This window comes from Gemmatimonadota bacterium (assembly GCA_016712265.1).
Taxonomy (GTDB): Bacteria; Gemmatimonadota; Gemmatimonadetes; order Gemmatimonadales; family Gemmatimonadaceae; genus RBC101.
Genome location: JADJRJ010000028.1, coordinates 1,153,700 through 1,176,643 on the forward strand (window position 1 = coordinate 1,153,700; position 22,944 = coordinate 1,176,643).

Sequence of the window (22,944 nt, forward strand, 5' to 3'; positions counted from 1 at the left end):
TGTCAGGACTGCACGGCGCGAGACGCGGGCATTCCGGCGGCCGCGACCGGTCGGGCCGTCCGCCACCCGCGCATGCCGCGCACCGGACGACGCGCGGGCGCTGCCTGCGGCGCGGGGCCGCCAGGTCCGCTGCCAAAGGACCGGTTGCCCAGCCACTGGCCACACGCCGCTCCCACCGTGAAATAGAGCATCGACGAGTAGCCGAGCGACAGGAAGAAGCCGGTGCACATCACCGAATACAGCGAGAGCTGCGCCATCCCGGCCCGCAACATCTCGCGAAACGCCTCCGGATCGCGTTGCTCGGCGAAGAGGCGCCCCATGCGGACGCGCACCTTCCCCGCGATCTGCAACCCGCCGAGCAACATCATCATGAACCCCGTGAACCCGATCAATCCCAACTCGGCCGCCACCTGGATGTACATGTTGTGCGCCGCCGTTTGCCGCACGCCAAAGCCCTTGTCGCTCTTGGAAGCCAGTTCCTTGTATCCGAAGCCGTCCATGCCCACGCCATGCAGCGGCGCGGCCGCGATGTACCCCAGGCCTCGCTTCCATACCTCCACGCGACCGTCTTCCGTCGTGTAGTTGTATTCCTCGGTGTCAAACGCCTTCATGAGGCGATAGGTCGTTTGTTCGCCCATCGCCAGCGTCGTGGCCAGCCCACCCCCGATCACCGCCATGATGAACGGCCCCCGACGCTTGGGTGGCGACAGGTAAATGAGGAACGGGAGCAGCGCGCCCACGCCGAGCAGCCCGCCGCGCGATCCGGTCTTGAGAACGCCAATCACGCACAGCGGGATCGAGGCGATGCCCACCCACCGCGGCCAGCCCTTTTCCGTGAGGAAGAGGTAGATCCCCCACGGGATGCACATGACGAAAAACGCCGCCGTCTCGTTGGCGTCGTACGTATCGCCAATCTCAAAGCGGCCCGCCGGTGCTCGGATCGACGCCGCCCCGGCCAACATGACGTCAATCACCAGCGCGAGCACGATCCAGCGCATGGTCCGGCGGTCCATGAATGCCAGCGCGGCGCAGGTGAAAACCAACAGCGCGTTGTAGTGGATCTTGCTCAAGTAGTTGAAACTCGCGCTTGGCCAGATCCCTGTCGGAATCGTCAAGGCGGCGAACGCCGTGGCAATCACCAAGCCCTTACCCGGTGTCGTCGAGAGGAGGGCGGCGAAGTCCGCGCGACGGAAATACCGGAAGGCCATCCCAGCCGTCACCAGCGCCCCGAGGATCCCGAGCCGCAGCGGCTGCAGCTGCGGGATGATTTCATGAGCTCGGCCGAGCGCGATCAGGAAGTACACCGAAACACATACCGCCAACGCCTGCGGGTAGCGCAGCGGCGGCGTTCGGAGGGTCGGAATGGCGGCGGCAGTCACTGGAAAATGTTCGCGGAGACGGATGGCTCGGGGAACCCCTGCAAGTGCAAGAACGATACCCCTGCCCGCAAATTCCGGGCAGTGCGCAAACGCTTACCCCGCATAAGCTTGGACGCCTCCAGCACCCGGATCGTCACCGACCGGCCACCTAGAGGTACCCAAGGCCCGCGAGCCGCTTTCTGAGGGACTCCTCGCCCGTGTCGGCCTCCACACGTCCCTCGGGGTTGATGATCCCCAGGATCTCGAGCGTCCGAATCACCTTCCACGCCCCCTGATCCAGGCTTTCGGTCGCCGTGTTGACGTGAACCTCGGGTGCCAGCGGTGATTCGTAGGGCCCCGTCACCCCCGTAAAGTCCGGTAGTTCACCCCGTCGCGCTCGGGCATACATCCCATCGGCGTCCCGGGCTTCGGCTACCTCGACCGGGCATTCCACGTACACCTCGACGAAGTTCGTCGTGTTGCCGCGGACTTCATCCCGGGTGCCGCGATATGGCGACACCGCGGCACAGATGGCGATGACGCCATTGCGCGACAACAGCTTGGCGACGAACCCGATACGCCGGACGTTCTCCTCGCGGTCCTCTCGGGAGAATCCGAGATCCCGGGACAGGCTCTCACGCACCCCGGACCCATCGAGCAACTCCACGGCACACCCGCTGTCGTGCAGTCGCTGATAGACCTCACGCGCGAGGGTGCTCTTCCCAGAGGAGGGGAGGCCGGTAAACCAGAGAGTGGCGCCCTTGAGGTTCACGACGCGTAGCCGGGGGAGTTCGGGACGGCCAAAGTTAGCACACGGCCCTATGGCGCGAGCAGCCCGATCATCGGCCACCAGAAGCGGATCACCAGGGCGAGGATCGCCACCGATGCTACGGTCATTGCCGAGCCCAGCCGCAGAAAATCCGACGTGCGCAGGTACCCGGACGCGAAGATGATGGTGTTCGGCGCCGTGCTCATCGGGAAGATGAAATCGAGGCCGGCACCAAAACTCGTGGCCAGCACCATCGCCACCGGCGATGCCCCCGCATCCGCACCCACCGTGAACGCGAGTGGCAGCACGACGGCGAGCGCCGCCGCGTTGGACATCACTTCGGAGAGGAGGAGGGCCAGGATGCCAGCCCCAAGGATGGCGACGTAGGGGGAAAGGTGCTGCAGCGTGGAGCCGAACGCCGCGTCGAGCAGCCACCGCGTCGCTCCCGTACGCTCCAGTGCCACGCCCAGGGCGATCGCGCCGCCATACATCAACACGATGTTCCAGTAGACGTGGCGCTCCGCCCGCTCCCAGGTCAACACCTTCGTGGCAAAGAGGGACACCGCGCCGAGCAATGCGATCACGGCAAGGTCAACCCGGCGGCCACCCACGGTCACCCAAGCCAGGATCGTCAGCAGGATGATCGCGAGCGAGAGGTACTGGGGTCGGCGCATCGGGCCAAGTTCTCCCACGGCGCGTTCCAGGACTCGCCGCCCGGACTCGAACTCCACGGCCTCCGGCTTGAGCATCAGTCGCAGGATGATGGGCGTCGTCAGCAGCCCGAGCACGACGATGGGAAACGCCGCCAGCACCCACTGCATGAACGAAATCCCTTCACCCGAGGTACGCTGCAGCATCCCGAGGGCGAGCGCAGCCCTGGAGCTTCCCAGGAACGTGAGGTTTCCGCCGACCATCGCGCCCCACGCCATCGAGAAAAAGATGAGCTTGCCGTATTGGCTCTCGCGCGGGCGAAGGCGCAGTGCCGTAGCGACCTCCATCGCGATGGGGAAAAGCATGGCGGTGGTCGCCTGATTGGGCATCCACATCGTGGCGAAGGCGCCGGTGAGCATCAGCCCCATGGCAAACCGGAACGGGGACCCCTCGAACCGCCGCAAAAGCAACAGGGCCAGGCGTTTCGAAAGCCCGGTCTCCGTGAGCGCGCCGCCGATCAGGAAGATCCCGATGAGGAAGAAGATCGCGGAACTGCCGAAGGCGGCATACGCCTCGGACGGCTTGAGCGCGCCAGACAGGCCTAACGAGGCAACCGCCAGGAGTGCCGTGACGCCGTACGGCATGGCATTGGTCACCCAGAGGCCCGTACACAACACGAACACGGCGAACGCCTTCCGCGCCTCGGGGGCGAGCCCCTCGCCGCCCGGGGCGAGGAGAATGGCACCCGCCGCGACGACGCCGACCGTGACTCCGATGCGCTGGCCCCACGTTTCCCAGGGGCTGCCCTGGATGGCGCCCGTAGACGCCGTTGGGGTGCTCCTTCGGCGCTCTTCCGGCCACTTGAACGCCGGACGCCCTCCCCGTCGCTCGGGGGTTCCCGGCGGCAACTCCCTTGGGGGGGTCACTTGTTCGCCGCCCGCCGCGGGCCACCCGCAATCGCGAAGCACGCCCCGCTGGACGCAGGGGAGGCCCACCGACCCTCGAAGGGGCGGGTGGTGCTCGGTCCTCCGGTCTGCCAGGAAAGGATCACGCCGTTTTCGCGAAAGGGGGCAAGCAGCATCGGGGAAAAAACCCGCGAGTCCCGTTCTTGCATGAACAGGACCGCGGTGAGCAGGCGTTGCCTAATCGCCACATAGACGTTTAAGGGGTGACCAGCGTAAGCTAGTCACCAGAAACCCAGGTCCCCGAACGGAGCCAGCGAACCGCCATGTATATCGGTCCCGACGCCCTCATGCCCCTCGCGTCCGCGTTTGCCGCGGTGGTGGGCTTTCTCCTGATGTTCTGGCGTCGCGTGGTCGCCGCCGTCCAGTTCGTCTTCTCCAGAATCAGCGGCATGTTTGGCAAGCGGTAGACGGCGAGCGTCTTGCCGGGTTCGAGGGGCCCCACGCGTGGGGCCCTTTTCGTTCCTGGCCACACGGGAGCAATAACGAAAAGGGGCCCGCGGTTGCGGGCCCCTTTCGCCAACCTTCCGAATCCTCAGGAGCAGTGCCCCGGTCCAATCAGACCATTGTTGTAGTCGTCGAGGAGCGAAGCCAACCCGGTGATGTCACCAGCTCCGGTCGAGAAGTATGCCTCGGCGGCGGTGAGCGCGGCCGATACGTTCGCCGGGACGCCAGCGCCATTCAGCACGTTGAGCTTGGCCGCCATGTACTGGTGCGCGAGCTGAATGTAGACGTTGCCCTTCTTGGGCGGGGTGTTCCAGAGCGCGAGCCACGTCTTGCCGGAGCCGTAGAACGGCGTGTTGTGCTCGAGCGGTCCGATGTTCTGCCAGCCGGCGTCATACGGGGCAGGTCCGGCGAGCGAGTGCGTCTTCCAGTATCCCTGGGTGTAGGTGCAACCGCTCGGGGGCGGGGGGAGTTCGGTGTTGATGAAGCGGACGAGGGTTCCCTCGCCCGGGTTGCCGCTGACATTGCCGCTGGACGTGTTGCCGCTTGCGGCTGGATCGACCGTGTAGGTCGTGCGGGTCTTGACTTCCTTGACAAACGACGTGGTGTATCCAGCGACCGGTTGCTCCGTGACCGTCACCACTTCGGCGGCGCCGCCATGGAGCCAGATGTCGCGGCATTGGCCGTCGGCCAGCGTGACCTGGAACGTGGTGTCCGTCGGCAGGCTGGGGCGATCCACCTGCACGTCGACCGTCACCGCCGGCCCGACCGCTCCGACGTATTGCTTGCACACCTCGAAGAACTCGATGTCCGCCAGGCCGAGGGACGGTGACGGGTTGACCGGAACGCGACCGAAGTTCGCATCCATGTCGAGCACGAGCACCGTGGTCGGCGCGTCGGCGCACGCGGCGAGGGCCGCGGCCAGGGCCAACGTGCCGGCGCGATGCAGAAGGGTGGAAACGGACATGAGGTGGTGTTTCTCCAAGAGAGGAAGTGGGAACGCCAACCCCTTTCGGTGGCCCGCGGACCTCGGCGAGGTCGAGAGCTTGCGACAGCGGGCCTCACGACCCGTGCGCCTTTTCGAGGGGAGAACCAAAGCAATGAAGAGCAAGGCAAGCAGCATACCATTGTCGCCGCCTCATCTTTCACGCCGTGAGTCACCACCGGGCACCAACCCTTGTTAGTGTTGGCGACATGTCGAAACGCAGCCGACCGTACCGAAAGGTGATCATCGTCGGCCTCGATGGACTCGATCCGTCGCTGCTGCGTGAGCTCATGGTGCGCGGCGGCCTGCCCCACCTGTCCGCCCTGGCGTCGCGCGGCACCTTCTGCGACCTCGGGACGACACTCCCCGCGCAGACCCCCACGGCGTGGTCGACCTTCGCGACCGGGCTCAACGCCGGTGGCCATGGCATCTACGACTTCATCCGCCGCGATCCGGCCAACTACCGGCCAGACCTCTCCCTCTTCAAGCTGGTGCAGCGAAATCCGCTTCTCCCAGTCGAAGCGGTCAACCTTCGCGGCGGCCGAACGTTCTGGGAACGTCTCGCCGAGCGTGGGATTCCCGCGACGGTGCTGCGCTGTCCGGCGACGTTTCCGCCACGGCCATTCCGTGGTCGGCTGCTGGCTGGGGTCGGCGTCCCTGACATCGGAGGGAACATCGGTAAAGGGTTGGCTCTCTCGTCGTCGGTGGCGGACCCAGGAGAGGCCACACGAGTGCCATTGTCGCGGCAGGGCGATCGCTACCATGGCCGGCTGTCGACACGGACTCCGCTAGGAGAGGGGGCGGTCGATTTGACCCTTCAGGTGTCCAGATTGAGTGGCACAGCGTCACTGGAGATCGGCAGTGTTGTGGCGGACATGCGACAGCAGGAGTGGAGTCCATGGCTTCAGGTGGCGTTCAAGCTGCCATGGCGGGGCTCAGTGTCAGGTCTCGTCCGCGTCTTCGCGTCACGACTTGGCGACGACCCACTGATCTACCTTGGCCCGATCAATCTCGACCCCCGATCTCCCGTTCTCCCGATCAGTCATCCGTGGGGGTACGCTGGCGAGCTCGAACGCGCCATTGGCACCTTCGGCACCCTGGGCATGCTGGAAGACCACGGTGGGCTGACCGATGGCTACCTCGATGAGGACGCCTTTTGGTGGCAGGCGCGAGAGTCGATGGCCGAACGCGAACGCATGTTCTTTCGGGAGGTCGACCAGCTGCGCGAAGGGCTTCTGTTCTGTGTCTTCGACACGCCGGATCGGGTGCAGCACATGTTCTGGCGCTACCGGGAGCCGAGCCATCCCTCACGGAACTACTACGAGAGGAGCGAGCGCCACGCGGATACCATAGGGGCGATGTACGCTCGGTGCGACGACGTCGTGGGTCGGACCCTCGCGGTCGCAGACGACGAGACTCTCGTGATGGTGGTGTCCGACCACGGATTTGGGTCGTTCCGCCGGTCCGTGGAGCTCAATAGGTGGCTGCTCGCACACGGCTGGCTTACGCTGCGCCGTGGGGTCGACCCGGCTGACCCGGCCACGGATCTGCTCCAGGCGATCGATTGGGACACCACCCGGGCCTACGCCCTCGGGTTCGGAAGCGTCTACCTCAATCTCGTGGGACGCGAAGCCAACGGAATCGTCCATGAGGCGGAGCGAGCTGAGCTGGCGTCTCGGCTGGCGGGTGCGCTGAGCGGTCTCGTGGACGAGAGAGAACGGGTGCCGGCGGTGGTCGGGGTATCGCGAGCAGAGGAGGTGTGGTCCGGCGAGCGGATGTCGGAGGCCCCCGACCTCGTGGTCCGGTTCAATCGCGGGTACCGCGCGGGTTGGCGATCAGCGACTGGGGGGATTGGGACGGACGTATTTGCGGACAACACGAGCCGGTGGGGCGGAGACCACATCTTCGATCCGGCGCTCGTACCGGGGGTGCTCTTGATGAACCGATCCGTGGGTGTGGGGCGTGCGCCTTGGCTCGCGGATTGCGCTCCGACCGTGCTGGAAGCCCTGACGGGGGCCGGTGGTGGACGTGAAGGCGAGAAAGACGAGATGGAAGGGCGGTCTTTTTTGGATGGATGAATGCCGGGAGGGCAACGGTGACGAGTCTGGTGGAGTGGTTGGAAGCCGCCGCGGCGACGCGGCCGGACCACATCGCGGTGGAGGCCCCGCCGGCGGGAGGGATGACCTACGCCGAGCTGGACCTCCTCAGCGATCGCGTGCGCGATCGCCTGGTTGCCATGGGGGTGGTCCGGGGCGACCGGGTGGGGGTCTACGCGCGAAAGTCGATCGACGCATACGCGGCCATGCTCGGTGCCATGAAAGCGGGGGCGGCGTACGTTCCGGTCGACTATTCCGCGCCGGCCTGGCGCACGGCCTACATCCTGTCTGACTGCGCGGTCCGCGTGGCGATTCTCGAGGCCACGTTGGCGGCGCCCTGGCGCGAGGAGATCGCGAAGCTGGGCGAGACGCCAGCGACGATTGAGCTGCAGGGGGCCGGCGACGGCTCGTGGCTGCATGCCGCGCTCGACGCGCTCGATGCCGTCGATGGGGCTCCGGTGCCGGTGGGGGACGTGTCGGTCTCCGCGGGCGACCTGGCGTACATCCTGTACACCTCGGGATCGACGGGGAAGCCTAAAGGGGTGATGCTATCCCACCTGAATGCGACGTCCTATGTCGATTGGTGCAGCGCGGCGTTTGCGCCGGCAGCGGAGGACCGCTTCTCGTCCCACGCGCCGTTCCACTTCGACCTGTCCATCCTGGACCTCTACGTCCCGCTGAAGCACGCGGCGACGGTGGTGCTGATCACGGCCGACCAGGGCAAGGAGCCCGCGGGCCTGGCGGCCCTGATCGCCGACCGGCGGCTCACGGTCTGGTACTCGACGCCGACCATCCTCACGATGTTGTCCCAGTACGGCAAGATGGAACGGCATGACTACGGGGCGTTGCGCTACGTCTTCTTTGCCGGCGAAGTTTTTCCGGTCAAGCACCTGCGGGCGGTGATGGAGCGCCTGCCCAGTCCCCGGTACTTCAACCTCTACGGCCCCACCGAGACCAACGTCTGCACCTACCATGAGATCCCGGCGACGATCGAGCCCGATCGCACGGCGCCGTATCCCATTGGTCGGGTGTGCGAGCAGTTTCGCGCGCGGGTGGTCGACGAGGACGGGGCGGACGTCGCACGTGGTGCGGAGGGCGAGCTGGTGATGTCGGGCCCGGGGGTGATGCAGGGGTACTGGAACCTCGCCGAGCGCACCGCGCAGGCCTTCTTTGTCGATAGCGCCGGCGGGCGATGGTATCGTACGGGCGACCTCGTGACCGAGGATGCGCACGGCGTCTTTACCTATGTGGGGCGACGCGACCGGATGGTGAAGCGGCGCGGATACCGGATCGAACTCGGGGAGGTCGAGTCCGGGCTGTACAAACACGCCGACATCAAGGAGGCCGCGGTCGTGGCGCTCAAGGATGCCGATGGGGGCGTGCGCATCAAGGCGTTTGTTGCGTCCAGCGGCGTCGCACTGAACCTGATTGGCATGAAGCAGTTCTGTGCGCAGGTGTTGCCGTCGTACATGAGTCCGGATGCGTTCGGGTTCCTGGACGCTCTGCCGAAGACGTCGACCGACAAGGTCGACTACCAGCGACTCATCGCGATGGGCTGATCATGGACTTTTCCTATTCCGCGGAGCAGGAGACCCTGCGCCGCGAGATCATCAAGTTCGCGAAGGAACGCCTGAACACGGGCGTGATCGCGCGTGACCACCACCAGGAGTTCCCCCGGGATCTCTGGCTCGCGTGCGGCGAGATGGGGCTCCAGGGCCTGCCCGTGCCGGAGGCGCTCGGCGGGGCGGGGATGGACCCCCTCTCCTGCACGATCGCGTTGGAGGCGTTTGGGTACGGCTGTCGGGACAACGGGCTGGTCTTCTCCGTCTGCGCCCACCTCCTGAGCTGCGTGGTGCCCATGTGGCGCTTCGGGACCCCCGAGCAACAGGCCCGCTACCTCCCGCGGCTGTGCAACGGGACCCTGATCGGCATCCACGCGATGACCGAGCCGGGGAGCGGGTCCGACTCCTTTGGCCTCAAGACGCGGGCCGTCCGCGATGGGGACGGCTGGCGCATCAACGGGTCGAAGACCTTCATCTCGAATGCCCCGGTGGCGGACGTGATCATCGTCTTCGCTCTCACCGATCCCGCCAAGGGGTTCCACGGGGGCGTGACGGCCTTCCTGATGGAGCGCGACACTCCGGGCCTCACGGCCTCGAAGAAGATCGAGAAGATGGGGATGCGCACGTCACCGTTTGGCGAGCTGGCCTTTGATGACGTTTTCGTTCCCGACACCGCCATCCTGGGCACGTTAGGCGGGGGCAGCGCCATCTTCACGCACGCTATGGACTGGGAACGGATTCTCCTGTTCGCGGCGCACGTGGGCCAGATGGAGCGATTGCTTGACCTCGGCGTGCAGTACGCACGCACGCGCCAGCAAGGTGGCAAGGCGATCGGCAAGTACCAGGCGGTGTCACACAAGCTGGCAGACCTCAAGGTGAACCTGGAAGCCTCGCGCCTGCTGCTGTACCGGTCGGCCACGAAGCTCGACCGGACGCGCGCGGTGTCGCTCGATGCCGCCATGACCAAGCTCTTCGTCAGCGAGTCGCTGGTGAAGGGGGCCATGGACGTGCTCCAGGTCTTCGCGGGGTACGGCTATTCCGTGGAGTACGAAATCGAGCGCGAGGTGCGTGACGCCATCGGGAGCCGCATCTACTCGGGCACGTCGGACATTCAACGCAACATCATCGCCTCATGGCTGCGCCTGTAACCTCCCACGCGCCGCGCCCTTTGGGGGTCGCGGCCGCCGCTCTCGGGTCGGTGGATCGTCTTGCGGAGGCACGGGCGATGGGCGTCCTCGCCCTGCAGCTCGTGCTCGTGGCCCTGGTCATGAAGGGGCTCCGGATCGAGAACCCGGTCTTCCACGACACCATTGTCCCGCTCGCCTTTGGTGGGGCCCTGGTGCACCACTGGCTGCCGGCGGGTTGGCGTCCCTGGTTCTTCATCACGCTGTCCATCGTTGGCTACGGGCTCGTCTTCGGCGCGACCGGGACCCTCTGGTTCCTCGGGCTGTCCGGCGTGGTCATCGGCTGGCTGCACGCCCCGCTGCCGTTCCGCGTACGACTGGTCGGCTGGCTGCTCCTGGCGGCCGTGTTAGGCTGGGCCCGCGCGGGGAAGGTGGACGTCCCCTGGACCGGCGCGATCTGGCCGGTCTTCGGGTCGATCTTTTTCATGCGGGCCATCCTGTACCTGTACGACCTCCGGCACCAGAAGGGACCCACCAACTGGCGCATGGCCTTCTCGTACTTCTTCATGGTGCCGGGTGTGGCCTTCCCGTTCTTCCCCATGGTGGACTACGGGATCTTCCGGCGGACCTACTACGACAAGCCCGCGCTCGGGATCTACCAGACCGGCCTGCACTGGATCGTCCGCGGGGTCACCCACCTCGTGGTGTACCGCGCGATCTACCAGTACTTCACCCTCGCCCCGTCCGAGGTGGATAGCGGGGCAGAACTCGTCCAGTACCTGCTGGCCAACTTCGGCCTCTACCTGCGGGTCTCCGGCCAGTATCACGTGATCACCGGCATGCTGCACCTGTTTGGCTTCCGCCTGCCGGAAACGCACCGGTTCTTCTATGTAGCGGCGTCGCTGCCCGACCTTTGGCGCCGGATCAACATCTACTGGAAGGACTTCATGCAGAAGGTCTTCTACATGCCGGTGTTCTTCCCGCTCATGAAGAAGCGCGGCGAGGTGTTTGCCATCGTGGTGGCCACCTCCCTCACGATCGTGGCGACCTGGTTCCTGCATTCCTGGCAGTGGTTCTGGCTGCTGGGACGGTGGCTCTTCACGTCCACGGACGTGTTGTTCTGGGCCATCCTCGGCGTGATGCTCATCGTGGCCGCCCTCCATGAACGGAAGAAGGGTCGCGTCCGACCAGGGAGCCCGGAGGCGCGCACCTGGCAACATCAGGTACGCATCGGCTTCAGCGCGATCTTCTGGTTCGCCTTCATGGCGAGCCTGTGGGGGTTCTGGACCGCGCCCTCGGTGGCGGAAGGGCTGAACCTGTTCGCCGTCGATTCGTGGGACATGCGCGCGACCCTCATGGTATTGGTCCTGGGCGTCGTGATCGGCGTGTCGGCCGGCTGGACCGAGCGTATTCGTCCCCCCGGGCACGAGGGGCTGGTGCCGCCCACGGCGCTCCGGACCGTCGTCAGTGCCGTACCGCTGCTGGCGCTTTGGGGGGCTGGCTCCCCCCGCATGGGCGAGCAGCTGCCGACGCTGGCGCGCGAAGTCGCCCGTGACCTTCGCGTAGCGGAACTCAACGCGCGAGATGCGGCCCAGCTGCAGCGCGGCTATTACGAGGAACTGGTCGGCGTAAACCGGTTCAATGGCGAGTTGTGGAACCTGTACGTGCAGAAGAGCGCCGACTGGCCGCGCCTGCAGGACCTGGGCGGCCTGCGGAAGACCAACGATATGTTGCGTGTCGAGCTCAATCCGTTCCTCGGCCTGATGTTCCACGGGCACCCGTTTCGTACGAACGAGTGGGGGATGCGGGACCAGTCCTACGACAAGGTGCCTGCCACGGACACGTGGCGCGTGGCCGTCCTCGGCCCGTCGTACGTCATGGGCGACGGCGTGCCTGACGGTCACACCTTCGAGGCCTTGATCGAGGGACGGCTCAACCGGGAACGACCCATTGCCGGCCCCGCGCGCTGGGAGTTCCTCAACTTCGGCGTGTCGGAATACAGTCCGATCTCGAACCTCATCATCCTCGAGAACGGTCGAGTCACCGGATTCAAGCCCAACGCGATCCTGATCGTGGGCCACGGCGCGGACCTCATGACCACTGATCATGTGTTGTGGGGAATCAACAACGACGCCATCACCCACGACTACCTGCGTCGGGCCGTGGACTCGGTGGGGATCACTCGCGACCTGCCCCGATCGGAGCAACTCAAGCGGCTGCGTCCCCTCGAGCGCCAGATCGTGACCGAGACGTTCCGGCGGTTAAAGGCGGTCGGTGAGGCTGCTGGCGCCCGCGTCTTCTGGGTCTACGTCCCCACCCCGATGCAGAAGCCCACGGAAGCGCGTGAGGCGATGGTGATCGAGGTGGCCAAGGACGCAGGCCTGGACGTGATCGATCTTCGGGGCCTGTTCGCGGGGAAGGACGAGCTCTCGCTGGTCGTGGCCGACTGGGATCGGCACCCAAACGCGGAAGGGCACCGGCTCATCGCCGAGCGGCTGTACCAGGAACTTCTGACCCGTGCGCAATACCTCGGCGGCCCGCAAAATGCAGCAGTCTCACCCACGCGTCCCTGATCGACGCGCCACCCCCGTTGCTCTTTATGGACACCATCGAACAGACCGTCAAATCATTCATCCTGGACTCCTTCCTGCCGGGGGCCGATCCCAACCAGCTGGAGGTCGACACGCCGCTGATCACGGGCGGGATCCTGGATTCCCTCGCGACCGTCCAGTTGGCCGTGTTTCTGGAGCAGCATTTCAAGGTAGAGATCGCCGCGCACGAGACGGGGACGGAGAACCTGGACTCCCTGGCCCTGATCGGCGCGTTTGTGCGATCCAAGCTGGGGACGTAGACCAGCGACCTGTCGGGCGACGGTTGCGGGGTGCCTCGCGCGCGGTCCGACGTCACACTGATCAACCAGGGAATCGGGTCATGAAGATGAAGACGGATGTTGCGATCGTGGGTGGCGGGCCGGGAGGCTGCGTCATGGCGATGTACCTGCTGGAGCAGGGGATCACGCCACTGGTCATCGAGAAGGAGACGTTCCCGCGATACCACATCGGGGAGTCCATGACCGGGGAGGCGGGCAATCTGCTTCGCGGCCTGGGGCTCGAGGACATCCTCGTACGGAACGCCCATCCACGAAAGCAGGGAGTGAACGTGGTGGCGCGCAACGGGAACGGCTGGTGGGTTCCCGTCATGAAGCGCAACGAGGCGAACCAGCTCGAGCCGGCCCAGACCTGGCAGGTCCGGCGTTCCGACTTTGACCGGGACCTCATGGCTGAGGCCATCCGGCGTGGCGCGCGCTGGCTGCCGGGTCGTGCGGCGCAGGTGCGTCGGTCGGCGGATGGGACGGTGACCGGCCTCCAGGTGAACGGCGCGGATGGCGGGACGATCGAGGTGGAGTCGGAGGTCGTCGTGGATGCGAGCGGCCAATACACCTGGTTGGCGCACCAGGGGGTGACGAGCCCCAAGAACCCTGGTCGCTACGACAAGCAGATCGCGATCTTCTCGCAGGTGCGTGATACGATTCGCGGCGAGGGGTGGGACGGATCCGACCGTGCTCGGCACCCGGACAACACCTACATCTTCTATTCCGGCCAGTATCACTGGGCGTGGTTCATTCCGCTTGATGACGATGCGGTGTCCGTGGGGGTGGTGTCGCCGTCTTCGTACTTCTCGGCGAAGGGCGAGAGCCGTGAGGCGTTCCTGCGGCGAGAACTCGCCGAACTCAATCCCGAGATGGCGCGTCGGCTGAAGGACCTGACCCTGGTCGAGGAGGCGCGGGCCATCCCAAACTACTCGTACCACATCACGGAGTTCACCGGGAAGGGGTGGATGTGCATCGGTGACACCCATCGGTTCATCGATCCGATCTTCTCGTTCGGGTTGTATGTCTCGATGAAGGAAGCGCAGTTCGCCGCCCCGGTGATCAAGCGCTACCTCGCGGGCGAGGGGCGGGACCTCCCCAACCCCTTCGTGCAGCACATGCAGCGGATGGAGGGGGCGATCGATCACCTGCAGGACCTGATCGACGGGTTCTGGGGGGCGTCGACGTCGTTTGCCTACCTCGTGAACAACCCGCGCACCCGTGACCAGATGATCGACCTGTTTGCGGGCCGCATCTACGACGTGACGCCGCAAACGCACCCGGCCATCCTTGAACTCCGGGCCCTGGCCGAGAAGGCGCGACAGAGCGGGGCGTTGTGGGGTGAGGACCGGCGGGGGACGGGATTCGTGCCGGCGGTGGCCTCGGTAGCAACATAGAGAAAACATCCTGCGTCGGGATGCAATCTTGATGTATGGTGTCGGGCACTCTGGTACTTGACGCTGGGTGTGGTTAGGCGCGAATTCTGCGGATGAGGTCGCCACGGCTCCTGGCATCGCCGGGGGCCCCCACTCTCGCCGCGTCTGACCATGCATCACGATGTCGCCATCCTCGGGGGAGGCCCCGGGGGAGCCACGCTGGCCATGCACCTTCTCCGGGAGGGACTCCGTCCCCTGATCATCGAGAAGGAAAGCTTCCCTCGATATCACATCGGGGAGTCGATGACGGGGGAGGCCGTCAACGTCCTTCGGTCGCTCGGGCTCGGGCCCCTGATCGAGGCGAACGGGCACCCCACCCGCAAGGGGGCAGTGGTGCTCAGTTCCAAGGGCAAGAACTCCTGGTGGGTGCCCGTGATGTTGCGCGACGCCAACAACGAGCTGGTGGAAGGGGAGGCCTGGCAGGTGCGACGGTCGGTCTTCGACCAGACCCTGCTGGACGAGGCGGTCAACCGCGGCGCCACCTACCTGAAGGCGCGAGCGGTGGAGGTCGTCAGGGGGCCCGATCCGGACGAGGTAAGCGGCGTCGTCGTCGAGCATCCTGGCGGCCAACGCGAGGTGATCCCGACCCGGATGCTGTGCGACGTGACCGGGCAGGCGACCTGGCTGGCTCACCAGGGCGTGACCAGCACCAAGGAGCCCGGGCGCTACGACAAGCAGGTCGCGGTGTTTTCGCAGATCCGCAATACCGTGCGTGGCGAGGGATTCGACGGCGTGGACCGTCCCACGCACCCGGACAACACGATCATCTTCTACGCGGACCTCTACCACTGGGCCTGGTTCATCCCGCTGGACGACGAGGTGGTCTCCGTGGGCGTCGTCGTCCCCAGTTCGTACTTCAATGGCAAGGGGGAATCCAAGGCGGATTTCCTCCGCCGGGAGCTGCGAGAACTGCACCCCGAGCTGGCCAGGCGGGTGCGCGACACCACCTTGGCCGAGGAGGCGCGGGCGATCCCGAACTACTCGTATTACATCGAGCGTTTCGCGGGCAAGGGGTGGCTCTGCGTCGGGGACACACACCGTTTCATCGATCCCATCTTCTCCTTCGGGCTCTACCTGACGATGAAGGAAGGGCAGTATGCCGCTCCGCTGATCCGTCGCTACCTTGCGGGGGAACTGGGCGACGGGCGCGAGGCCTTTGCGAACCACGCTCGGCGGATGGACACCGCCATCGACCACTACCAGGACCTGATTGACGGTTTCTGGGGCGAGGCGCAAGGATTTGCTTACCTGGTGAACAACCCGCGAACGCGAAACCAGGTGATCGACATGTTCGCCGGCCGCATCTATGACGTTACCGAACGTGACATTCCGGCGATCAAGGAGATGCGGGCCCTGGCGCGCAAGGCGCGCGACGGCGGCCGCCTGTACGGCGAGGACCGGCGTCGCTCGGGGTACGCGACGCCTGCCGGGTAAGCTCGCATGAGCGCGAGCGCCGATCGGGAGTCCCGGCCGGTGCTCGCGCCGCTGGTGCGGCGCGCGATCGCGGTCGCGTCGCTCGCGTCCCTCGTGCAACTGGCCTTCGTATACCGGAAGGTCCAGGTGAAGGGGACGTTCGCGTGGGCGTCCCGGGACATCTACTGGATGTCGCCCCTGGCCAACATCGCCCTGCTCGTCGGCCTCGTCCTTGTGCTCTGGATGGCAGGGGCCTGGATGCGGCGATGCCGGACATCGGCAGTGGTGGACACGGCCGTGGGGGCGGTGGGCGGGCTGGCCGCGCTGCTCGTGGTTGGGGGATTGTCTGAATGGGCGGTGCTCCTCCTGGCCATCGGCGTCGGCGTGCAGTGGGGCCGCATGCGCGAGGGGCAGCTCCGGAGGGTGCGCGATTGGGTCACCATGGCCGGCGTCGCGATTGGCGTGGCGTGCGTGGTTGGGGGGCTCCTCGAGCGGGCGACCCGATCGCGGCGGGCCGGGGACGCGGTGGCTGCGGTTCCCGACGGCCCCAACGTCCTGCTCATCATCTGGGACACGGTGCGGGCCGCGAACCTGGGCGCCTACGGCTACGGGCGTGCCACCACCCCCGAACTTGACCAACTGGCGAAAAGCGGTGCGACCTGGAATTGGGCCATGGCACCGGCGCCGTGGACGCTCCCGTCCCACTGTTCGATGTTCACCGGTCGACACCCGGGGGAGCACAGTTGCCGCTGGGATGATCCCCTACGCGGGGCGCCCGAGACGGTGGCCGCCGTCTTCCGGCGGCAGGGCTGGCGCACGGGAGGGTTTGTCGCGAACCCCTTCTACACGACACACGAAACCGGGCTGCAACACGGGTTCGATGTCTGGGAGGACTTTCGCCTGACCCCGCGCCAGCTCTTCCTCTCCTCCACGCTCATGCAGACGGCGATCGCGCGGGACCTGCTGATGGGTGACGGGTGGGCCGGGCGGACGCGAGCCGTGCGTCAGCTCAAGCTTCGCGGGGATCCCAAGCCGCTGTCCGACCGCAAGCTGGCGACGCACGTCACCGATCAGTTCCTCGCCTGGCAGGGGCGCGACACCCGACCCTTTTTCGCAGTCCTCAACCTTTTCGACGCGCACGATCCCTACGATCCCCCGGCGCCGTGGGCGACACGCTTCAGCGCTCAGCCCGACCGGGTCGCGCTGTACGATGGCGGGATCGCCTATATGGATGACGAGCTGGGGCGGCTCGTCAAGACCCTCGAGGAACGGGGGATCCTGGACAACACCATCGTCGTCGTGACCTCCGACCATGGCGAGATGTTCGGTGAGCATGACCTGGGGAACCACGGCCATGCCCTGTACATGCCGCTGCTCCATGTGCCCCTGGTCGTTCGATATCCGGCGCGCTTGGCGGCCGGGGCGCGGAGCGAGGCGACGGTGGGGCTGCGCGATCTGGCGGCGACCTTGCTGGACCTGGCCGGAATTGGCGCGACACCGGGGATCGAGGGCCGGTCGTTCGTCGCGACGGCCGGCGCTGGGCGCGATACGACACTTGGTGGCAACCTCGCGCTCGCCGAAACCGAGCAGTCCAAGCTGTTCTGGACGAGTGGTCCGGCACGTCATGGCGCTATGCACAGCCTGATCGACGACGCGTACCACTACATCCGCGACGGGAAGGGTCGGGAAGAGCTCTACCGCTACCGGGAGGATCGGCCCGAGGCGAACGACCTCGCCGCCAGCGACTCCTCGCGTACCGCCTGGTACCGCGCCAGGTTGGGCACCATCAGTCGGCAACTGGTCCGTTAGCTTCCGTCAGGCCTCCTCCGACGTTGAGTAGGTCGGGGGTTGGTCGTCCTTGGGGCATCTACACAACCCGACCCATGAACAGAGAAGGAACGCCCAAGGCACGCGGGACTCTCTCTGCGACGACCCTCTGGTGGTTGGTCGCAACCGGGGGACTGATCTCCGCGGCATGGTTCTCAGCCCGCGCCCTGACAAAGGTGCTGCTCCTCGGTGGGTTCGGGGCGGTGTCCCGCGATGTCCTCTGGATGTCCCCACTCGCGCATCTCATCCTGTTTGGCCTGGCGGGGGTGGTGGTGTATGGCCTCACGAGGGTGTTGCCCGCGACGATGCGCCTGCAAGCCGGTGTGAGCCTGGTCGCAGCGCTTGCCTTGCACGCCGTTCTCCTGCCCTGGACACAGCTTGGCATCTACTCGGCCGTCCTGCTGGCCCTGGGCGGCGGTGTCGCCCTCGCGCGCCGGTTGGTACGGTCCGGTGAAGCAGAGTTGGTGGTCGGGCTGAAGCGTGTATCCCTCAGTCTCGCCGCCGCCTTCGTTGGCGCACTCCTGCTCCAGGGGGGCTGGTCCGTGATGCAGGCTCCGGCCCGCTCTGCGCCGGGCGAGGGGCCCAACGTCCTATTCATCGTGCTCGACACCTTTCGCGCGAACACCATGTCTGCGTATGGCTCCCGTGAGCGCCTAACGCCGACGCTGGATTCCCTGGCGGCGGAAGGGACAAGATTCGACTGGGCCATCTCGAACGCGGGCTGGACGCTGCCGGCGCACGCCACACTGTTCACCGGCCGGTATCGGCAACACCTCAGCGTCTCCTTCGAGCGGCGGCTCGATACGCGCGATCGTGTCCTCGCGGAGGCGTTTGCAGGCGAAGGGTACGAGACCGCGGGTTTCGTTGGAAATCTGCACTACACCACGTGGGAGTCGGGGCTCGCCCGGGGCTTCCACTACTTCGAGGACTATCCCCGGTCCCTGGAGATGTTGGCCAAGAATACCCTGCACGGGCAGACGGTGATGGCCGAGGAGGTGTTGCGCGCGACCACCCCCTCCCGGTTGTGGCGCGCCGTGCGACGCAAGCGGCTGATGGTGCAGCCCAAGCCGGAAGGCCCACCGGTGCAGGCCGAGGAGATTACCAACCGGTTCCTGCGCTGGCATGCACGTCGCGATGGCGGTCGGCCGTACTTTGCCTTCCTGAACTATTTCGACGCGCACCGACCCTACCCGGCGCCTGCACCGTATCCCCGGAGCACTGCAGACGAGGATACGACCGCGGCGGGCTACGCGCGCGACGTGCAATACATGGACAGGCACATCGGTCGGTTGCTCCGCGACCTGCAAGGGCGAGAGTCGCTCGACTCGACCATCATCATGGTGGTCGCGGACCATGGCGAGCAGTTTGGTGAGCACGGGCTGTACGGTCACGCCAACTCGGTGTACACGCCCCTGGTGCGCGTGCCGCTGTTCGTGGTATGGCCGGGCCGGATCCCGAGCGGTTCAGTAGGCGACGTGGTCTCGCTGCGGGATGTGCCGGCCACCCTGGCTGACCTGGCGGGGCTCGGTGCCGGGACCTTTCCCGGCGTGAGTCTCGCCGGATTCTGGCGGGACAGCGTTGCGCATGGCAGCCCGGCGATTGCTCAACACCTCCCAGGTTCGGGTCGCGACCCATCGGTGCCGGCGTCCGAGCAAGGCATGAGTGCAGTATTCACGGCGGATTGGCAGTACGTGCGTACCATGCGCCGTGCCCTCGCGGAGGCGTTCCACTACCGCACGGACCCGCTGGATCTGGAGAACCTGGCGGGGACCGACAGCGCTCACGCAGGACACGCGGCCGCCTGGGACGAGTATCGCGAGGCACTGGCCGCGGATACCGCACACACGCCGATCCCGGACGGCCGTGACTGAACGCGGTTCGACACGTTGGTGGACGCCGATGGTTGCGGCGGTCGTCCTTGGGATGATCACGGGGGCCGCCCATGTCCTCCTGACGTGGGGTCGCGGCGCCCTCCTTGATCGGTTCACGTGGACCAGTCGCGACCTGGCGTGGATGTCACCCGTGGGCCATGTCGCCATGTTCGCGGCGCCCGCGGTGGTGCTGGCCGTCGTGTGGTTGCTCGGATGGGGGCGCAATTCCCCGTTTGTCTACCTGGTGGTGCCTTGTGTGCTTGCGACCACCAGTCTCGCGTTGCATGCGACGGGCCTTCACCCGTACGCGGTGGCGGCGTTGGGGCTCGGTGGTGGGGTGCAGCTGGCCCGGTGGGCGGTGATGGGCCCCACAGCGGCGCGCTGGGGACGTCGGCTGGCCCTGGTCGGCGTCGGTGTCTGTGCGGCCCTCTCGTGGCTCGCCACGCGGCGGCCGGGCAATGGGGGAGGGTCGGCGGCCGGGGCGCCGAACGTGCTGGTTCTCGTGTGGGATACCGTGCGAGCGGCGAGCACGTCGCTGCATGGCTACACCCGGCCCACCACGCCCACCCTGGACGCGATGGCGCGCGAGGGGCTCACCTTTGGGCTTGCGATCAGCCCGTCCTCGTGGACGCTGCCGTCCCACGGCGCGATGTTCACTGGTCAACCGGCCGCCCGCCTGTCATCGAGCTGGCGGCGTCCCCTCGACGCGACGTACCCAACGATCGCTGAGGCCCTCGGCCAGGCGGGATACCGCACCGGGGCGTTTGTCGGGAACCTCTTCTACACGCACCACGAATCAGGCGTGGATCGTGGTTTCGCCACGTTGCGCGATTTTCGTCGATCGCCAAAACAGCTCTTCTGGTCGACGGCGCTCGGCCAGACGCGCCTCGCCACGCGGCTCGCTTGGGGCCGGGGCCTCGGGGACTGGTGGGCGGCCCTGAAGGACTTTGAGCTCCGTCTCAAGGCCGAGCCGTTCAGCGACCGACGACGCGCCGACGAGATCACGTCGGAGTTCCTCGCGTGGCAGGCGGAGTCCTCCGCGCCGTTCTTCGCCTTTCTTAACCTGTACGACGCGCATGACCCCTATGAGCCTCCCGCAGGGTACGACACCCTGTTTGCACGCCCGCAATCGCGGCAGGACGCGTACGATGCCGGCATTCGGTACATGGACGACCAGCTGCGCCGCGTGCTCGACGCCTTGCAGCAAACGGGCGTCCTGGACCGCACCCTGGTCATCGTGACCTCGGACCATGGCGAGCAGTGGGGCGAACATGGCCTGCACAACCACGGCAACTCACTGTACCTCCCGGCCGTGCATGTGCCACTGGTCATGCGCTGGCCAGGCCAGCTCCCTGCGGGTCGCATCCTGGGGCCGGTGTCACTGACGGACCTGGCCGCCACGATTGCCGCAGCCGCACGACTACCCGAAGGTACCTTTCCCGGCCAGCCCTTACATCAGGGAGGGCGGGGCCTCGTGGTGACCGAGACGGAAGCGCTGGACCCATCGGCGCGGGCGAAGTCGCCTGCCGAACATGGCGCCCTCGCGGCGCTCTTTCAGGATTCCCTGCAGTACTTCCGGAATGGGGACACCACGTACCAGCTGTTCGATATTCGTCGTGACCCCGGGCAGCTCAATGACCTGATCGCCACCCCGGCGGGATGTCGAGTGGCCGTGGAGCTCGATGCGCACCTGCGGGGGGTGGCCGCCCTGCCCGCCACGCCCCCATTTACCGCCACGCGCTGCCTGGGCATGGGAGGGACGCCGTGACACACCGGCAGTGGTGGGGCGGAATGGCGACACTGGCCGTCGCCCTGGCGATCATCGCCGGTGGCCTGCAGGACGTCGTTGGAGCGGCGCGGCATGTCCTTGGCGGCGACTTCATCTGGCTAAGCCGCGACTACGTGTGGATGACTCCCCTGGCCAACGTGCTGCTCTTCCTGGCGGCGGCGATCCCGCTCGGGGTGCTCGGCAGCTCGTGGTCCGGGGCGCGGACGCTTCCCCTGGCGGCCGGCGTGTTTGCAACCCTTGGCGCGCTCACGCTGACGTTGCTGATCCCCGGATTGCATCACCTTGCCTCGCTGGCGGTCGCGATCGGGATCGGGAGTCGCATGGGCGGGTGGATCGGGCGGGATCCCCGGCCACGGATCCGGACCCTCGCCCGGGTGGCGTCGGGCGTCGCCGCGATCATTCTCGTGGTCGCCATCGGTCGCGAGGGGTGGCAACGGCGGCAGGTGGGGACAAGCATTGCGTCACTAGGTGCCGCGCGCCCGCAGGCGCCGAATGTCCTCGTGATCATCCTGGACACGGTCCGCGCGGCCTCGATGTCGTTCCTGGGGTATAGTCGAGAAACGACGCCGCGGCTCGCGGCCTTCGCCGCCGAAGGGGCGGTCTTTGAGCAGGCCTGGAGCACCGCACCGTGGACCCTCCCGTCGCATGCCGGCATGTTCACCGGCCGGTATCCGAGCCAGCTCTCGACCAACTGGCGTGACCCCCTCGATGGATCGGTGCCGACCCTCGCCGAAGCCCTCCTGGCGCGAGGGTATCGCACCGCAGGATTCGCCGCGAACCACTTCTACACGAGTTACGAGTCCGGGCTGACGCGCGGATTCCTCGAGTACGCGGACTATCGCCGCACGCCCAAACAAGTGCTGCTCAGCAGCACACTGACCCAGACGAACCTGTTTTGGGCCCTGTTGCATGGCAACGGCGTGTTGCCCAGGCTGCGCGACCTCGTGCGTCTTGACCTACGGCTCCAGACCATGTGGACGAGCGATCGCAAGCTCGCGTCGCACGTGACGGAGGAGTTCCTGACGTGGCAGGCTGCGACCGCGGGGCGGCCGTTCCTCGCCTTCCTTAACATGTACGACGCGCACCTGCCTTACGATCCACCCGCCGGGTTCGCCGAGCGATTCGCGGCCGAGCCGTCCGAGCTGGACCGGTACGATGGCGGGATTGCCTACATGGATGAGGCACTCGGCGCGATGTTCGACACCCTGCGGGCGCGCGGGGTGCTCGACAACACGCTGGTGATCATCTCGTCAGATCATGGCGAGGGATTCGGGGAGCATGGGCTCCATGGTCATGGCAATTCGCTGTATCGCCCCGAATTGCATGTGCCACTGGTCGTGCGCTTTCCTCCGCGCGTGCCCGGCGGGCTTCGCGTCTCGGAACCTGTGACCCTGCGCGACCTGTCCGCGACCGCGCTGGACGTTGCCGGACCTTCCTCGAGTGCGCCGAGCCTCCCCGGCACCTCCTGGCTATCGGTCATCGAGGGTGGCCAGGGGTCAGCGGTCGTGTCCGAGGTCTCTGCCGGGGTGAACACTGAACCACATCACCCGGTGTCTCGCGGGGCGATGCGATCGCTCGTGACCGACTCCCTGCACTACATTCGCAATGGCGATGGGGTCGAGGAGGTGTACCGCTGGCGCGAGGATCCGGGCGAATCCGCTGACCGCGCCCGCGACGCGGGGGCACTCGGGTGGATCACGAGCCTCCGCGACCTCGTGGCCCGCGCGCTGCGTTAGGCGACCGGGCAGTCTGCGCGGCCGCGCTCGCGGCAGCGCCACCAGGTCAGGA

The 22,944-nt window shown here is 66.6% G+C and carries 16 protein-coding genes; 12 read left to right on the forward strand and 4 right to left on the reverse strand.

All coding sequences use genetic code 11. The features are described from left to right. Nucleotides 1–2: 2 nt before the first annotated feature. The 3 genes from IPK85_11765 to IPK85_11775 all read right to left on the reverse strand — a co-directional run bounded on the left by IPK85_11765 (nucleotide 3) and on the right by IPK85_11775 (nucleotide 3,746). The gene (locus IPK85_11765) at nucleotides 3–1,379 is read right to left on the reverse strand and encodes an O-antigen ligase family protein (protein MBK8248062.1); all 1,377 of its coding nucleotides are present in this window, start codon (nucleotides 1,377–1,379) and stop codon (nucleotides 3–5) included. Nucleotides 1,380–1,527: 148 nt separating this feature from the next. Continuing rightward, nucleotides 1,528–2,130 carry an adenylyl-sulfate kinase gene (gene cysC / locus IPK85_11770; protein MBK8248063.1) on the reverse strand — a complete coding sequence of 201 codons (603 nt, stop codon included), beginning with the start codon at nucleotides 2,128–2,130 and terminating at the stop codon, nucleotides 1,528–1,530. A gap of 47 nt (nucleotides 2,131–2,177) precedes the next feature. After that, nucleotides 2,178–3,746, reverse strand: a complete 1,569-nt coding sequence (locus IPK85_11775) for a DASS family sodium-coupled anion symporter (protein ID MBK8248064.1) — start codon at nucleotides 3,744–3,746, stop codon at nucleotides 2,178–2,180. Between the two features lie 260 nt (nucleotides 3,747–4,006). On the opposite strand from IPK85_11775, the gene IPK85_11780 reads away from it, so the two are divergent. Then, on the forward strand, nucleotides 4,007–4,150 hold the full coding sequence (locus IPK85_11780; GenBank protein MBK8248065.1) for a hypothetical protein: 144 nt from the start codon (nucleotides 4,007–4,009) through the stop codon (nucleotides 4,148–4,150). Nucleotides 4,151–4,275: 125 nt separating this feature from the next. On the opposite strand, the gene IPK85_11785 is transcribed toward IPK85_11780, so the two are convergent. Further along, nucleotides 4,276–5,151: a hypothetical protein gene (locus IPK85_11785; protein MBK8248066.1), complete on the reverse strand. Its 876-nt coding sequence runs from the start codon at nucleotides 5,149–5,151 to the stop codon at nucleotides 4,276–4,278. A 227-nt stretch (nucleotides 5,152–5,378) separates the two neighbouring features. Between IPK85_11785 and IPK85_11790 the strand changes: the two genes are divergently transcribed. The 11 genes from IPK85_11790 to IPK85_11840 all read left to right on the forward strand — a co-directional run bounded on the left by IPK85_11790 (nucleotide 5,379) and on the right by IPK85_11840 (nucleotide 22,892). Next, complete coding sequence (locus IPK85_11790) at nucleotides 5,379–7,247, forward strand: alkaline phosphatase family protein (protein ID MBK8248067.1); 1,869 nt, start codon at nucleotides 5,379–5,381, stop codon at nucleotides 7,245–7,247. Then, on the forward strand, nucleotides 7,244–8,824 hold the full coding sequence (locus IPK85_11795; protein MBK8248068.1) for an amino acid adenylation domain-containing protein: 1,581 nt from the start codon (nucleotides 7,244–7,246) through the stop codon (nucleotides 8,822–8,824). The genes IPK85_11790 and IPK85_11795 overlap by 4 nt, the downstream gene beginning before the upstream one ends. A 2-nt stretch (nucleotides 8,825–8,826) precedes the next feature. After that, nucleotides 8,827–9,975, forward strand: coding sequence for an acyl-CoA dehydrogenase family protein (locus IPK85_11800; protein ID MBK8248069.1), 1,149 nt, complete (start codon nucleotides 8,827–8,829; stop codon nucleotides 9,973–9,975). Continuing rightward, the gene (locus IPK85_11805) at nucleotides 9,960–12,524 is read left to right on the forward strand and encodes a hypothetical protein (GenBank protein ID MBK8248070.1); all 2,565 of its coding nucleotides are present in this window, start codon (nucleotides 9,960–9,962) and stop codon (nucleotides 12,522–12,524) included. Before IPK85_11800 ends, IPK85_11805 begins: the two co-directional genes overlap by 16 nt. 26 nt (nucleotides 12,525–12,550) lie before the next feature. Then, complete coding sequence (locus IPK85_11810; protein MBK8248071.1) at nucleotides 12,551–12,802, forward strand: acyl carrier protein; 252 nt, start codon at nucleotides 12,551–12,553, stop codon at nucleotides 12,800–12,802. A gap of 80 nt (nucleotides 12,803–12,882) precedes the next feature. Beyond that, on the forward strand, nucleotides 12,883–14,217 hold the full coding sequence (locus IPK85_11815; GenBank protein MBK8248072.1) for a tryptophan 7-halogenase: 1,335 nt from the start codon (nucleotides 12,883–12,885) through the stop codon (nucleotides 14,215–14,217). Between the two features lie 150 nt (nucleotides 14,218–14,367). Then, entirely contained in the window at nucleotides 14,368–15,690 is a 1,323-nt protein-coding gene (locus IPK85_11820; GenBank protein ID MBK8248073.1) for a tryptophan 7-halogenase, read from the forward strand. A 6-nt stretch (nucleotides 15,691–15,696) separates the two neighbouring features. Then, a complete protein-coding gene (locus IPK85_11825) occupies nucleotides 15,697–17,478 on the forward strand; it encodes a sulfatase (protein MBK8248074.1) in 1,782 nt (593 codons plus the stop codon). 74 nt (nucleotides 17,479–17,552) lie between these two features. Beyond that, complete coding sequence (locus tag IPK85_11830; protein ID MBK8248075.1) at nucleotides 17,553–19,367, forward strand: sulfatase; 1,815 nt, start codon at nucleotides 17,553–17,555, stop codon at nucleotides 19,365–19,367. Further along, on the forward strand, nucleotides 19,360–21,135 hold the full coding sequence (locus tag IPK85_11835; protein MBK8248076.1) for a sulfatase: 1,776 nt from the start codon (nucleotides 19,360–19,362) through the stop codon (nucleotides 21,133–21,135). The genes IPK85_11830 and IPK85_11835 overlap by 8 nt, the downstream gene beginning before the upstream one ends. Then, nucleotides 21,132–22,892 (forward strand): sulfatase, encoded by a 1,761-nt coding sequence (locus tag IPK85_11840; GenBank protein ID MBK8248077.1) that lies wholly within the window; start codon nucleotides 21,132–21,134, stop codon nucleotides 22,890–22,892. The genes IPK85_11835 and IPK85_11840 overlap by 4 nt, the downstream gene beginning before the upstream one ends. Nucleotides 22,893–22,944: the final 52 nt, after the last annotated feature.

Coding starts and splice junctions, on each gene's coding strand:
- IPK85_11815 (MBK8248072.1), top strand. CDS start 12,883: ATGAAGATGAAGACGGATGTTGCGATCGTGGGTGGCGGGCCGGGAGGC.
- IPK85_11785 (MBK8248066.1), bottom strand. CDS start 5,151: ATGTCCGTTTCCACCCTTCTGCATCGCGCCGGCACGTTGGCCCTGGCC.
- IPK85_11805 (MBK8248070.1), top strand. CDS start 9,960: ATGGCTGCGCCTGTAACCTCCCACGCGCCGCGCCCTTTGGGGGTCGCG.
- IPK85_11780 (MBK8248065.1), top strand. CDS start 4,007: ATGTATATCGGTCCCGACGCCCTCATGCCCCTCGCGTCCGCGTTTGCC.
- IPK85_11830 (MBK8248075.1), top strand. CDS start 17,553: ATGAACAGAGAAGGAACGCCCAAGGCACGCGGGACTCTCTCTGCGACG.
- IPK85_11790 (MBK8248067.1), top strand. CDS start 5,379: ATGTCGAAACGCAGCCGACCGTACCGAAAGGTGATCATCGTCGGCCTC.
- IPK85_11820 (MBK8248073.1), top strand. CDS start 14,368: ATGCATCACGATGTCGCCATCCTCGGGGGAGGCCCCGGGGGAGCCACG.
- IPK85_11795 (MBK8248068.1), top strand. CDS start 7,244: ATGAATGCCGGGAGGGCAACGGTGACGAGTCTGGTGGAGTGGTTGGAA.
- IPK85_11800 (MBK8248069.1), top strand. CDS start 8,827: ATGGACTTTTCCTATTCCGCGGAGCAGGAGACCCTGCGCCGCGAGATC.
- IPK85_11825 (MBK8248074.1), top strand. CDS start 15,697: ATGAGCGCGAGCGCCGATCGGGAGTCCCGGCCGGTGCTCGCGCCGCTG.
- IPK85_11810 (MBK8248071.1), top strand. CDS start 12,551: ATGGACACCATCGAACAGACCGTCAAATCATTCATCCTGGACTCCTTC.